The organism is Pedobacter sp., from assembly GCF_040513095.1.
Lineage (GTDB): Bacteria > Bacteroidota > Bacteroidia > Sphingobacteriales > Sphingobacteriaceae > Pedobacter.
In genome coordinates this window covers 1-12,955 of the sequence record NZ_JBEVDX010000185.1, presented here as the reverse complement: position 1 = coordinate 12,955, position 12,955 = coordinate 1, and the positions used below count along the sequence as shown (strand labels likewise).

At 43.4% G+C, this 12,955-nt stretch carries 13 protein-coding genes; 7 read left to right on the top strand and 6 right to left on the bottom strand.

Translation table 11 applies throughout. The annotated features are described in order from the left end of the window. Nucleotides 1-42: 42 nt before the first annotated feature. From ABWY16_RS20580 to ABWY16_RS20565, 4 genes are all read left to right on the top strand, one after another. The gene (locus ABWY16_RS20580) at nt 43-2,661 is read left to right on the top strand and encodes an MGH1-like glycoside hydrolase domain-containing protein (protein WP_353906549.1); all 2,619 of its coding nucleotides are present in this window, start codon (nt 43-45) and stop codon (nt 2,659-2,661) included. A 37-nt stretch (nt 2,662-2,698) separates the two neighbouring features. Further along, on the top strand, nt 2,699-3,781 hold the full coding sequence (gene proB / locus ABWY16_RS20575) for a glutamate 5-kinase (protein WP_353906548.1): 1,083 nt from the start codon (nt 2,699-2,701) through the stop codon (nt 3,779-3,781). 5 nt (nt 3,782-3,786) lie between these two features. Further along, nucleotides 3,787-5,037, top strand: a complete 1,251-nt coding sequence (locus ABWY16_RS20570) for a glutamate-5-semialdehyde dehydrogenase (RefSeq protein WP_353906547.1) — start codon at nt 3,787-3,789, stop codon at nt 5,035-5,037. Nucleotides 5,038-5,158: 121 nt separating this feature from the next. After that, nucleotides 5,159-6,664, top strand: coding sequence for a malate:quinone oxidoreductase (locus tag ABWY16_RS20565; protein ID WP_353906546.1), 1,506 nt, complete (start codon nt 5,159-5,161; stop codon nt 6,662-6,664). On the opposite strand, the gene ABWY16_RS20560 is transcribed toward ABWY16_RS20565, so the two are convergent. The 3 genes from ABWY16_RS20560 to ABWY16_RS20550 form a co-directional block, all read right to left on the bottom strand. Next, nucleotides 6,654-7,529 (bottom strand): lysophospholipid acyltransferase family protein, encoded by an 876-nt coding sequence (locus ABWY16_RS20560; RefSeq protein ID WP_353906545.1) that lies wholly within the window; start codon nt 7,527-7,529, stop codon nt 6,654-6,656. The two genes, ABWY16_RS20565 and ABWY16_RS20560, sit on opposite strands and share 11 nt — an antisense overlap. An 83-nt stretch (nt 7,530-7,612) precedes the next feature. After that, the gene (locus tag ABWY16_RS20555; protein ID WP_353906544.1) at nt 7,613-7,807 is read right to left on the bottom strand and encodes a KTSC domain-containing protein; all 195 of its coding nucleotides are present in this window, start codon (nt 7,805-7,807) and stop codon (nt 7,613-7,615) included. 109 nt (nt 7,808-7,916) lie between these two features. After that, nucleotides 7,917-8,378, bottom strand: a complete 462-nt coding sequence (locus ABWY16_RS20550; RefSeq protein ID WP_353906543.1) for an Lrp/AsnC family transcriptional regulator — start codon at nt 8,376-8,378, stop codon at nt 7,917-7,919. 208 nt (nt 8,379-8,586) lie between these two features. On the opposite strand from ABWY16_RS20550, the gene ABWY16_RS20545 reads away from it, so the two are divergent. Both ABWY16_RS20545 and ABWY16_RS20540 read left to right on the top strand, forming a co-directional pair. Beyond that, nucleotides 8,587-9,432, top strand: a complete 846-nt coding sequence (locus ABWY16_RS20545) for a sigma-70 family RNA polymerase sigma factor (RefSeq protein ID WP_353906542.1) — start codon at nt 8,587-8,589, stop codon at nt 9,430-9,432. 39 nt (nt 9,433-9,471) lie between these two features. Then, nucleotides 9,472-9,894, top strand: coding sequence for a hypothetical protein (locus tag ABWY16_RS20540; RefSeq protein ID WP_353906541.1), 423 nt, complete (start codon nt 9,472-9,474; stop codon nt 9,892-9,894). Between the two features lie 92 nt (nt 9,895-9,986). On the opposite strand, the gene ABWY16_RS20535 is transcribed toward ABWY16_RS20540, so the two are convergent. Continuing rightward, nucleotides 9,987-10,307: a hypothetical protein gene (locus tag ABWY16_RS20535; protein WP_353906540.1), complete on the bottom strand. Its 321-nt coding sequence runs from the start codon at nt 10,305-10,307 to the stop codon at nt 9,987-9,989. A gap of 217 nt (nt 10,308-10,524) precedes the next feature. Here ABWY16_RS20535 and ABWY16_RS20530 point away from each other — a divergent pair, with 217 nt between their 5' ends. Continuing rightward, nucleotides 10,525-11,340 (top strand): mechanosensitive ion channel family protein, encoded by an 816-nt coding sequence (locus tag ABWY16_RS20530; RefSeq protein WP_353906539.1) that lies wholly within the window; start codon nt 10,525-10,527, stop codon nt 11,338-11,340. An 8-nt stretch (nt 11,341-11,348) separates the two neighbouring features. Here ABWY16_RS20530 and ABWY16_RS20525 read toward each other — a convergent pair whose 3' ends face one another. Then, on the bottom strand, nt 11,349-12,575 hold the full coding sequence (locus ABWY16_RS20525; protein ID WP_353906538.1) for a multidrug effflux MFS transporter: 1,227 nt from the start codon (nt 12,573-12,575) through the stop codon (nt 11,349-11,351). A 41-nt stretch (nt 12,576-12,616) separates the two neighbouring features. Next, the coding region (locus tag ABWY16_RS20520) for a YigZ family protein (RefSeq protein WP_353906537.1) at nt 12,617-12,955 on the bottom strand (339 nt) is incomplete at its 5' end.

Genomic DNA, 12,955 nt, shown 5'->3' with positions numbered 1-12,955 from the left:
CTAAACCAATAAAGTTCGCTCAACATTCCTTATTATTGGAGTATGAACTCCAGTAGTGAACTCAATCCGGAACAGCAGCGTATCCAAAGCAATTATGCAGGTAAAACCAATTGGCTGAAATGGGGACCTTATCTGACTGACCGTCAATGGGGAACAGTTAGAGAAGACTACAGCAGCAACGGAAATGTCTGGAACCATGTGACGCACGACATGGCCAGAAGTAAAACATACCGCTGGGGAGAAGAGGGGCTGGGGGGCTTCAGTGACGATAAACAGTTCCTATGTGTTGCCCTTGCCCTCTGGAACGGAAAAGATCCTATCCTTAAGGAAAGATTATTCGGACTGACCAATGAACAGGGCAATCATGGCGAAGATGTGAAGGAAATCTATTATCATTTAGATAGCAGCCCCACCCATAGCTACATGAAAATGCTGTACAAGTATCCTTTACAGGAATTCCCGTACCAGGAACTTGTCGAAGAAAATGCATTGCGGAATAAAAAACAGCCTGAATATGAGCTGATAGATACCGGCTTATTTGACCAGGATAACTATGCCGATGTTTTTATTGAATTTGCGAAAAATGACGAAGAAGATCTCCTGATCAGATATACTGTATGGAACAGGGGCGCTGAGGCAGCATCAATTGCCGTAATCCCGCAAATCTGGTTTAGAAATACCTGGTTCAACGGCTCCGCCAAGCCAGAAATACTGAATCATGGGCACAACACGCTTTTATTAAGGTCCGCTGATATTGGTGACTACCACTGTTGTGCAGATGGGAACCCAAAATTGCTGTTTACAGAAAACGAAAGCAATAACAAACGTTTATACAATTTCGCAAATGCTTCACCTTATGTGAAGGATGGCATTAATGACGCAATTGTAAACGGCCGTCACTCAGCCGTTAATCCGAATCAGAGTGGCACAAAAGCCGGTCTGTGGTACCAGCTCCAGATTCCTGCCGGCGAAAGCAGGGAAGTAAGGCTCAGGCTGTCCAAAAATAAACAGCTGGAGCCCTTCGAAGATTTCAACAGGATCTTTAAACAGCGTATCTCCGAGACGGATGAATTTTACAGCAGCAGCCAGATGCCTGCAGCAGATGCAGAAGAAAAAAGTATGCAGCGCCAGGCCTGGGCAGGCATGTTCTGGAATAAACAGTTTTATAGCTACGATATCAACCGCTGGCTGAAGGGTGATGCCGGACAGCCCCGGCCGGATGAACAAAGAAAGAAGGGACGGAACTCACACTGGAAACATTTTGTAGCCAATGATATCCTCTCGATGCCCGATAAATGGGAATACCCCTGGTTTGCGGCCTGGGACCTTGCCTTTCACTGCATCAGCTTCGCTGCAGTAGACCCTGATTTTGCGAAAGAGCAGTTACGCCTGATGGTGAGCGCAAACTATATGCATCCCAGCGGACAATTGCCTGCTTATGAGTGGGATTTTGGCGATGTAAACCCACCGGTACATGCTATGGCTACCTGGCATGTTTATCAGATTGATAAAAAAGCTAAAGGCAAAGGAGACGTCACTTTTCTGATCGACCTGTTCAATAAGCTGCTCCTCAATTTCACCTGGTGGGTAAACCAGAAAGACAGTGAAGGCAACAATATATTTGAAGGCGGTTTCCTTGGCCTGGATAACATCGGGGTCTTTAACCGCAGTCAGCCCGTGCCCGGGGGAGGTTTCCTGGAGCAGGCAGATGGCACCAGCTGGATGGCAATGTATGCTTTAAACATGCTGGAGATTAGTCTGGAACTGGCTTCACACCATCGTGTATTTGAAGCCATGGCCATCAAATTCTTTGAGCACTTTCTGTATATCGCCGGATCTATTTCTGCGATGGGCGAAGATTCTGCCGGACTTTGGGATGAACAGGACGGATTTTATTATGACATGCTGAGGAAGCCTGACGGAACATCCGATCGCCTGCGCCTGCGGAGCCTTGTGGGCTTAATCCCTATGTTTGCACAGGTGGTTTTCGAGGAAGCAAAATGGGATAAACTGCCCAAACTGAAGGAGCAGATGGGCTTGTTCATGGAAAAACGTCCTGATCTGGTAAGGCTTGTGAGCCACTGGACAGATACAAAGGGCAATAACCAGCATTTACTGTCTCTGTTACGCGGGCATAGAATGAAACTGCTCCTGAAAAGAATGCTGGATACCAACGAATTTCTGTCGGATCATGGCATACGATCTGTATCGAAAGCATACTGTGCAAACCCATTCAAATATCAGCTGGATGGTTCTGGTTATACCGTAACTTATCTCCCTGCAGAAAGCGATTCCAATATGTTTGGCGGCAACAGCAACTGGCGCGGACCAATCTGGATGCCGGTGAATTACCTGATCATTGAGTCGCTAAAGAACTTCCAGGATTATTATACCGATGATTTTAAAGTGGAATATCCTACCGGCTCGGGTGAATACTTCAGTCTTGCGGAGATCGCTGCCCTGTTAAGTAAACGGCTGAAAACACTGTTTCTCAAGGATGCGGCGGGCGAACGACCCGTTTCGGGTGGTCATCCCAAACTGAACCACGATCCGTATTTTAAAGACTACATACAGTTTTATGAATATTTTAACGGAGATAACGGTAAAGGACTGGGAGCAGGCCACCAGACGGGCTGGACAGGATTAATTGCCCTCCTGTAGCAATTGAAACACATTTTAATATTCTTACTTTTAGCATATGATGGCCGCTGCCTATAAAAGAATTGTCGTAAAGATAGGTTCTAACGTACTTACCCAATCAAATGGTTTCCCGGATCTGGCCAGGATCGAACACCTGGTGGACCAGATTGTAACACTTAAAAAACAGGGAAAAACTGTTGTGGTTATCTCTTCCGGTGCCGTAGCCTCGGGCAGGAGCATGATCAGTATTTCTGAAAAACATGATGCCGTTGCCGCGAGACAATTGCTTGCATCCATAGGTCAGATCAAACTGATCAATACTTACCTTTCACTGTTTGAAAAACAGCAGATGTTGTGTTCACAGGTACTGGTCACCAAAGAGGATTTCCGCGACAGGAAACATTATCTCAACATCAAAAGCTGTCTTTCCATCCTTTTAAAACACCAGGTAATTCCCATTGTCAACGAAAATGACGTGGTTTCTGTAACGGAACTGATGTTTACCGATAATGATGAGCTGGCCGGTTTGGTAGCCTCGATGCTGGACGCCGATGCGCTGATCATCCTTTCCAACGTTGACGGGATCTACAATGGAAACCCGAAATCTCCTGATGCTACAGTGATCAGGGAGATCAAGCGCGACAATGATACTGTAAGTTCCTATATCAGTACTGCCAAATCCGGATCAGGTCGCGGTGGGATGGTCACTAAACTTGGAATGGCACAGAAAGTAGCCCGACTGGGCATCCCTGTTCACATTGCGAACGGTACACGGAACAATGTGCTCACAGATCTGGTAGAAGGAAATGTTGTGAATACCTTTTTCGTTCCCGAAAAAAATACCTCCGGCAAGAAAAAGTGGATAGCGCATTCCGAAGATTCTGCAACTGGTGTGGTTAAACTAAATGAAGGAGCTGCCAGGGCACTGATTTCGGGGCAGGCGAGGAGCCTGTTGCCGGTGGGATTGCTCGAAATATCAGCTGATTTTAAAAAAGGTGATATTATTCGGCTGGTAGACGAGAATGAGGTGCTTATTGGCTTGGGAATTGCTGAATACGGATCAGATAAAGCCAGGGAAAGGGTAGGGCAAAAAGGAGAAAAACCTTTGGTCCATTACAATTATTTTTATGCGGTAGGCTAATAGAAATGGAAAAAGATTATAGTTTATATTTTAAGAATGCAGTAAAAGCAAGCCGTACCATACACCGTTTGGCCAAAGAAACAGTAAATACAGTTTTGCTTGAAGTAGCTGATGCAGTAGTAGCCGATTCAGCAGCTATACTGGAAGCCAATCAGAAGGACCTCATCAGGATGTCTGCCGATGATCCAAAATACGATCGCCTGCAGCTGAGTAACGAACGGCTGGCTGATATGGCTCAGGAAATGAGAAACGTAGCAGCACTGGAAAGTCCGCTTGGAGAACTGATTTCAGCGGACACTCTGCCAAATGGATTGCAATTAAGTAAAATCCGTGTTCCCCTGGGAGTGATAGGCGTTATTTACGAAGCCAGGCCAAATGTTACACTGGATGTATTTTCGCTCTGTTTTAAAACAGGCAATATCGCTGTGCTTAAAGGCGGCAGTGACGCAGAGTTTTCAAATATCGCTCTCGCCAGAGTAATTCACAGGATTTTAGAAGCGCATGATATAGATATAAATGTAGCTACCTTACTTCCGGCAGAACGTGAAGCAACAGCAGCTTTGCTCAATGCTGTAGGTTTTGTGGATGTGCTGATTCCGCGGGGAAGCCAGTCGCTGATAACCTATGTACGCAGGAATAGCAAAATCCCTGTGATCGAAACCGGTGCCGGTATTGTACATACTTATTTTGATCTCTCAGGAGATACCGTGAAAGGCACAGGGATCATCTTTAATTCAAAAACAAGGAGAGTAAGCGTATGTAATTCGCTCGATTGCCTCCTGATCCATAATGACCGGCTATCTGACCTTGCCGCACTTATCATGCCGCTGGCAGAAAAGTCAGTACAGATTTTTGCCGACGAGCTAGCCTATGCTGCAGTAGCAAATCTATATCCCGGGGAATTGTTACACCCTGCCAGTGCTGACGATTTTGGGACAGAGTTTCTGGATTATAAGATGGCTATTAAAACTGTCGGTGGATTGGATGCTGCATTGGCACATATCTCTGATCACAGTTCCCGTCACAGCGAAGCTATAATTGCAGAAGATGAGGAGATCATAAATATCTTTCTCAGTGCTGTAGATGCCGCCGCCGTTTATGCAAATGCCTCTACCGCATTTACAGATGGAGGACAGTTTGGCCTGGGTGCAGAAATAGGCATAAGCACGCAGAAACTGCATGCCAGGGGCCCAATGGGGCTGGTTGAACTGACCAGTTACAAATGGGTAGTAAGAGGAAATGGACAGATAAGATAAATTTTCGTCCTTTCAGCAAAAATCTTCAAAATATGACGCATAAAATAGAAATTAAAGGCCTAACTATGCGTCATTATATTAATTTTGTGGCCGATATACAAGAATAAACTATCTACCCTTCATGACCAGTAAAAATATTGATTCAAATAAAGTAGTTGATGTGGTGTTAATTGGCGCAGGCATTATGAGTGCGACCCTGGGCGTACTCTTAAAGGAGCTTGCACCGGAATTGAGCATAGAAATCTTTGAACGGCTGGATGTAGCCGCCGCAGAGAGCTCGGATGCATGGAATAACGCCGGCACAGGACACTCAGCTTTTTGTGAGTTAAATTATACGCCGCAGTTAGCAGACGGATCTGTGGAAACAGTAAAAGCTGTAGCCATCGCAGAATCATTTGAAATATCAAAGCAGTTCTGGTCGTTTCTGGTACAGAAGAAACTTGTGGATTCTCCGGAGACTTTCATCAAAAGTATACCTCATATGAGTTTTGTATGGGGAAAAGACAATGTAGACTTTCTGAAAAAACGTTACGCAAAATTACAGGAGTGTGAGCTCTTTAAGGGAATGACCTTTTCTGAGGATACCAAACAACTGGCTGAATGGATGCCGCTGGTTATGACAGGAAGAGATCCGAATGAAAAAGTAGCTGCAACAAGAATGTTGCTGGGTACTGATGTCAACTTTGGTGCATTAACGAGGATGATGCTGAATACTTTGATGACCAAACCTGATGTGGATATGGAATTCAACAAGGAGGTACGCAAGCTGAAGCAGAAAAATGGTATCTGGGAAGTAAAGATAAAGGATCAGGAAACTGGTGACACCAGAACGGTAAAGGCAAAGTTTGTATTTATTGGTGCGGGTGGTGGTTCTCTGCCCTTGCTTGAGAAATCAGATATTCCTGAAGGTAAAGGATTTGGCGGTTTCCCGGTAAGCGGTCAGTGGCTCAAATGTGTGAATCCTGAAGTAATCGAACGCCACAATGCAAAAGTATATGGTAAAGCATCTGTAGGTGCACCTCCAATGTCTGTTCCTCACCTGGATACCAGGATGATCGACGGAAAAAAAGCTTTGTTATTTGGTCCGTATGCTGGATTCTCTACGCGTTTCCTGAAAAACGGTTCACTGCTGGATCTTCCAATGTCTATAAAAGTTAATAATATCAGACCGATGATTGCTGCAGGTCTGGACAATATACCACTGACAAAATACCTGATCGACCAGGTAAGACAGTCGCCCGAAGACCGTTTGGATGCATTAAAAGAGTACCTTCCTGATGCAGTGATGGCAGACTGGGAACTGGAAACTGCTGGTCAGCGTGTTCAGGTAATTAAAAAAAGTGCTGAACACGGGGGTATACTGGAATTTGGTACTGAGGTCGTAACTGCTGCCGATGGCTCTATCGCTGCCTTATTGGGTGCTTCTCCTGGTGCGTCTACTGCAGTATCTATCATGGTAACCCTGATGGAACGCTGCTTTAAAGACAAAATGAAAACCCCGGAATGGGAGGCTAAACTGAAAGAAATGATCCCATCTTACGGAAAGACTTTAAGTGACGACGCAGCACTGGCATCAACGATAAGAAACCATACTACCAGTGTACTGAACCTTCAGGTTACTGAGTAGGCTGGTGTTTCCATCTTTTATGGCTCCACAACCAGTATTCCGGTTTTTCCCGAATGATATTTTCAAGCAGCCGGGTGTGGAGAGCTGTAATTTCCTGCTGCGTACTTGCAGCAGGATCCAGACAAAGCGGGATACATTCCACCTCGTAATATCCTTTTTTCAGCACGGATAATTTTAAATAAAATACCGGCCTGTTGGTTTTTATCGCAATCTTCTCCATTCCTTGTTGAAATGAAGTCTCCTGATTAAGAAAGGTCATCCACTGATGCGATTCTTCTTTGGGCGGCGCCTGATCATTGCCAAAAAGGAACATTGTAGGAGTATTCCTGCTTTCCGCTATCGCCCTGTAAGTTTGGCGCATCGCTATCAGCTTGTTGCCAAAACGGGTCCGGATATGATTAAACCACTGGTCAAATGCTTTATTGGACAGCGGCCTGTAAATAGGATAATTATCACCTTTATAGCTGATTCCAATAGCTAACGTTCCCCATTCCCAATTTCCATAATGTCCGGAACAGGCGAGTACGCTGATCCCATTTTCGGCGTATTGATTGAGCTGCTCTAAGTTTTTGAAGGTAAAACGACGCTGTAGTTCTGCCTTTGAAATGGTAGACATTTTGATAATCTCAAAGATCAGTGCTGCAAGAAATTTAAAATAACGTTTTTCAATCAGCTGTATTTCTGAGTTGCTTTTTTCAGGAAACGAATTTTTGAGATTTGCTGTAACAACAGCCCTGCGGTATCCAAAAACGTAATACAGCATCCAGTAAAGCACTGTAGCAAAAAGATAGAGTACCCGAAGTGGCAGGAGGGAAAGTGCATAGATAAAAAACAAGCCAGCGTAGGAGGGCACCCTTTTCAACATTTTTAAGAATTAAGATGCAAACTTAGTTGTTTTTAATGGTTATGAAGCGATCATCACTATGTTTATTAAAACTTTGGCCAGGCTTAATTGTGTTCAAATGCGAATTTATCTTTGATAAAGCGATTGAAATACCTGCCTTTGGAGCCTGCAATGTTTAAGGAACGGTAAATCTTTTGTGGCACATCTTTATAATGATAGACGTTTCCTGATACAAACGTAATTGTCAGGGTTGATGTAGCTGAATCGTAATAAAAATTCTGTATAACCGTAGATGGCATAATCATAAGTTTATCTGATTTAAACCTGGCGTGGAGAAAATTGTTTGGGCAATACTACCCCGAAAGCTGAGAGGCATGTCCTTCGGGGTTGTATCTTTAGTTTGCCGGATTAAAAATGATAGCCCTTATCGGGAATAATTTCTTCCAGTAACATTTTAGTTTTCACTACTGTCACATGAGGAATGCTCGCGATTCTGTCTTTGATACGGTTGAATGCTCTTGTATTTTCAGCAGCAATTTTTACCTCGAGACTAGTCGTTCCAGTGATACTGATACAGCTGCATATACCCTTTATCAGATCAAGTTGCGTCTTCAACTCTTGCATCGTAGTATCGGATTGCCGCTCAACACTCAGTTCAACAAAACCGATAGCGTCAATGTTCAGAAACGCAGGATTAAGCTGCGCTTTGATACTATCCAACGCCCCCATTTTTTCAAGTTTTTTTCGACGATTACAGACCGTTGCTTCTGATTTATTCACCTTCCTTGCCATCTGTCTGTTAGTTAAGGATGCATTGTCTTGATAATGGCGTAAAAGCTCCATGTCTAATCCATTCAATTCTTCTTTCATTTCTTTTATACTTAATATGTTAATTTTTGAAATACTAAATTACATTAATAATTAATTAAATGACGATAATTTACTATTTACACACACATATATTGTTTAATTAAAATAATATTAAGCAAATGCGGAATCTTTTAAATTTTCTTTCGAATTAAAGCTAGTGCTTTCAATATTAATTACTAAAGCAAATATTTGTGCAACTATTATTTAGATGAGAGAATTAAAACTACTTCCGTCCATCACCGAAAGGGATGCAGATTCAATTAGCCGATACCTCGCTGAGATAGCCAGAATCCCGTTGCTTAGTGTGGAGGAAGAGGTGGGGCTGGCAAAAAAAGTGAAGGAGGGGGATCAGGCAGCGCTCGAACGTTTAGTAAACGCAAATCTGAGATTTGTTGTGTCAGTCGCGAAGAATTACCAGCACAGAGGGCTGGGATTAGGTGACCTGATCAACGAAGGCAACCTGGGCCTGATCAAGGCAGCAACCAGGTTTGACCATACCAAAGGCTTTAAATTCATTTCCTTTGCAGTATGGTGGATCAGGCAAACTATCATACTGGCAATTGCTGATCAGACCCGGGTCATCCGTTTACCGCTCAATCTTGTCAATTCGATATCTGCCATCAACAAAACTTCCTCGATATTGGAACAGCAGCTGGAACGCCTCCCCACGCAGGAAGAAATTGCTGCAGAAATTAATCTTACAGATCTTAAAGTAAAAGATTACCTCCACCGAGCCGACAAACATATCTACCTGGAAACCACATTAAACAGCGATACTCAAACGACTGTTCTCCATACTATTGCTGACCATTATGCAAGCCCTGATCTGCAGTTCAATTACTCCGATAAAGTCTATGAAGTGCAGAGAATGCTAAGCATGTTATCCGCGAGGGAAGGGATGATTATCCGGCTGCACTATGGGTTATCAGGAATGACGCCAATGTCTCTGGACGATATAGCCAGTCAATTTAATCTCAGCAAGGAAAGGATCAGACAACTCAGGGACGGGGGCATAAAAAAGCTGAGATTGAAAATTAACAGAAGAACAGATTAATCATATGATATCAATTAAAAAAACCAACCATGCTTTATTATGATTAATGAAACAACCATGCTTTATAATGAATTGGCCAAAAGTTTAACTGAGCTGGACAAGCTCAGTCATATGATTAAGAAATTGGAAACGACGGGTGCTCCGGTTTGGGAACTACTGAATGGCACTTTTTTAAAAGATGAGATGTGCAGGATCAAAGCCCGCGCTACAGTAGACATTCTTATATTCGAAAGATATGCACACGTTTATTTCGACTATAACAATAGTGAAATTAGGCGGTTGATTATTAGAGTAAATCATTTGAGGATCTATCTACTAGGGTTGTGTTTTATGGAAGAAAAGGAAAAAGACCTGTATGAAATTTGTCTGTTCATGACAGAAGAATTGTCAGAACTGGCGGTTTTCTTTTATAACCTTCACAAGGACTACTCTGATCGCAACACTTACCCCGGAGAAGATTAGTGTAAAAAAAAGAGTAGTGCTTTTTACAGCTTCTAAAAGAAGTTTTGTACTGATGCACTACTCTTATATTAATTAATAAATCTGCAACAATTTTATACAAAGGCAGGTGTAGGACTTGTGGGATCATTGCCCTGGATCTGGTTTCTACGTATCTGGGAAACCTCAGTAGGTTGTTGCGGATATGTTTCTTTAATCCCGCTGACGGCATCATAAATCAAAAACACACCCAGTAAGGTCTCCTGTATACTCGTCACCGGATGTTTGGTTACACTCCTGATCCCTCTCTGGAATATGTAGGCACCAGCAACAATTGACAACAGTCGTTTTGCAGTGCTCAATGTCTCCTTTTTATTTGTATCCAGCAATTTCCTTGCTGCTGAAATAGTTAGATTGTGTGATAGTTTGCTGAACATATGTATAAAAGTTTGAACTTTAATTGTTATGAAACCTGCATAAGTTTTTAATTACTCTTTTTCAAATGTAATCTTATCCAGATTTCATTGCATCTTTAAATTGAACATCTGCCCGCTTTTTTTGTTTGGTGTTTTTTAGAAATGACTAAACTTTTTAATGGCCATTTCGTTATAAATGCTAAGCTACCTAATTTACGAAAGAACTAAAATTATTTGAATGACAGCAGCAGCTCCGGACCGTACCCTCCAATTTTACGATAAAGCTTTTAACTGGATTATTGACAAAGGTCCGAACATCATTATCGGTATAGCGATCCTCCTGATCGGACTCTGGCTGATCAAACTCTTCTCTGGATGGATGCAGAAGGGACTGCATAAAAAGAATGTAGACGCATCCATTAAGCCTTTCTTTATCAGTCTCTCTGTGGTAGTGCTGCGCATATTGCTTGTTTTTACCGTAATGCAGTTTATTGGTATCCAGATGACCATTTTTGCCGCACTGATTGGGGCACTGGGTGTGGCAGCAGGTCTGGCGCTCTCAGGAACACTGCAGAATTTTGCCAGCGGGGTCCTGATCCTGATGCTTAAACCATTCAAAGTGGGCGACAACATAATCGCGCAAGGCCAGGAAGGGACGGTTACCAAGATCGAAATCTTCTATACCACAGTTACCACATTTGACAACAGGCTGGTAATCGTACCGAATGGAAAACTGTCAAATGAGGTCATTATTAATATCAGTACACAAGGAAGCCGCCGGCTCGACATTGAAATGAAGTTCAGCTTCGGTATACCCTACGAAGAGGTCCAAAAGCTCACAGAGGAAACCATAAGAGAGTCGCAGGATATCCTTAAAACTCCCGAGCACCGCATAGGTATTTCGGTACTGGAGGAAAGCGGATATAAGGTAATGACCAGCGTATGGCTAAATTCACACGGCTTTAATGATGCAAGGCTGCTCTTTCAGGAAAAGCTGATGAAGGCATTCAAAGATGGTGGTATTGCGCTGCCCGGGATGCCTGCAAAGCAATAACAGCCAAATTAATGAAAAGCGACAGCACCGTCTTTACCGGCTTCTACTTTAGTTTTAATTGTTTTCCTTCCAAAATACAGAATCGCTAAAGCCAGTAGTGATGTAGAAGCCATGATAGCAACAAGGGGAAGGGATGATCGTGTATCAAACATACTCACACCGATCGAAGCCAGCGTACCTAGCCCCATTTGTATAGCACCCATTAGCGCAGAAGCACTTCCTGCATTTTTCGTGAAAGGCGCCAGCGATAAAGCAGAGGTATTTGGACTCGCAATTCCCAGGCAGCTCAAAAAGACAAACAGCAAAAATATCGTTTCAGGCAGGCCCCACCATCCATTGAAACTTCCGGCAAGAAAAACTATTCCTGTGATGCCCTGGCAGATCAGCGCTGCAAAAATGAGCTGTTCACTGCTGTATTTCCTGAGCAAAATGGTGTTTACCTGACTGGAACCAATCAGTCCAATAGACAAAAACGCGAAGATCCACCCGTAAGTTTCTTCCTTCACAGCAAAAATATCCATGAACAGAAGTGGGGAGCCTGCCACATAAGCAAACAGACCAGAAAAGGCAACTGCCCCGGTTAAAGCGTAGGTATAAAATTGTGGCTCAGTGAGCACTTCCAAAAAGTTCTTAAGGATTGGCCTGGGTTTCAGGGAAATACTTTTGTCCGGCTGATAACTGTCCGGCAGACCAAAAATGCTGGCCAGCAGGTTAATTACGCCCAGCAGCATCAGTACAATAAATACAGAGTGCCATCCGAATGCAGTCGTCACATACCCGCCGACCGTAGGGGCAATCATTGGCGAAACGCCCACCACAAGCATCAATAAGGCAAAAACCTTGGCATTTTCTGAAACAGGGAACAAATCTCTCACCATTGCAATTGATGCTACCGCAGCTGCGCAACTGCCTATAGCCTGGATGCATCTGAGGATAATCAGCATATTGATCGTGGATGCATAAGCACAGCCTATAGAAGCAAGTATATAGACAGTCAGTCCGATATAGAGTGGTTTCTTCCTGCCAAAACGATCAAGTAACGGCCCATACAAAAGCTGCCCGGCCGAAATTCCAATAAAAAATCCGGAAAGGGAGAGCGAAACTTTGGCCACTGTGGTATGAAGGTCTGCCGCTATTGCAGGAAAACCAGGAAGATACATATCAATAGAAAATGGGCCTAAAGCCGTAAGTGAACCTAAAAGCAGAATCAGGAAAAAGTGTCTTTTCTTCGTCATTGAGGGAGATGTCATATTAAGCCTGCAAATGTAGGGCAATTTTAAGTGGTACCAAGATATTTTGATTCAATTCCGGCCTGCTTTTCAATTCGTTGCAATACTTTGTTCAATTGTGATTTCCTGACTTCAAAAACAATACTGCAGTCATTATCAAACTGCTGTTCCAGTACATTCAGCTGCTCTTCCTTAATCAGGCGCATCACGTCGTTCATAATGAGGTAATCAAACCTGATTGCATACCTCTCGTTTACGGTTTTTTCGATTATCTCTGCAAGGCCAAGCGCTTCGGCGGCGGCAGATTTATAGGCATTGATCAATCCGGGAACTCCAAGAAGGGTTCCGCCAAAATACCGTACCACAACAATAAGGATATTAGTTAC

Excerpts from the sequence above, each read along its gene's own strand:
- ABWY16_RS20580 (WP_353906549.1), top strand. The coding sequence starts at position 43 with ATGAACTCCAGTAGTGAACTCAATCCGGAACAGCAGCGTATCCAAAGC.
- proB (WP_353906548.1), top strand. The coding sequence starts at position 2,699 with ATGATGGCCGCTGCCTATAAAAGAATTGTCGTAAAGATAGGTTCTAAC.
- ABWY16_RS20570 (WP_353906547.1), top strand. The coding sequence starts at position 3,787 with ATGGAAAAAGATTATAGTTTATATTTTAAGAATGCAGTAAAAGCAAGC.
- ABWY16_RS20565 (WP_353906546.1), top strand. The coding sequence starts at position 5,159 with ATGACCAGTAAAAATATTGATTCAAATAAAGTAGTTGATGTGGTGTTA.
- ABWY16_RS20560 (WP_353906545.1), bottom strand. The coding sequence starts at position 7,529 with ATGTTGAAAAGGGTGCCCTCCTACGCTGGCTTGTTTTTTATCTATGCA.
- ABWY16_RS20555 (WP_353906544.1), bottom strand. The coding sequence starts at position 7,807 with ATGCCATCTACGGTTATACAGAATTTTTATTACGATTCAGCTACATCA.
- ABWY16_RS20550 (WP_353906543.1), bottom strand. The coding sequence starts at position 8,378 with ATGAAAGAAGAATTGAATGGATTAGACATGGAGCTTTTACGCCATTAT.
- ABWY16_RS20545 (WP_353906542.1), top strand. The coding sequence starts at position 8,587 with ATGAGAGAATTAAAACTACTTCCGTCCATCACCGAAAGGGATGCAGAT.
- ABWY16_RS20540 (WP_353906541.1), top strand. The coding sequence starts at position 9,472 with ATGATTAATGAAACAACCATGCTTTATAATGAATTGGCCAAAAGTTTA.
- ABWY16_RS20535 (WP_353906540.1), bottom strand. The coding sequence starts at position 10,307 with ATGTTCAGCAAACTATCACACAATCTAACTATTTCAGCAGCAAGGAAA.
- ABWY16_RS20530 (WP_353906539.1), top strand. The coding sequence starts at position 10,525 with ATGACAGCAGCAGCTCCGGACCGTACCCTCCAATTTTACGATAAAGCT.
- ABWY16_RS20525 (WP_353906538.1), bottom strand. The coding sequence starts at position 12,575 with ATGACGAAGAAAAGACACTTTTTCCTGATTCTGCTTTTAGGTTCACTT.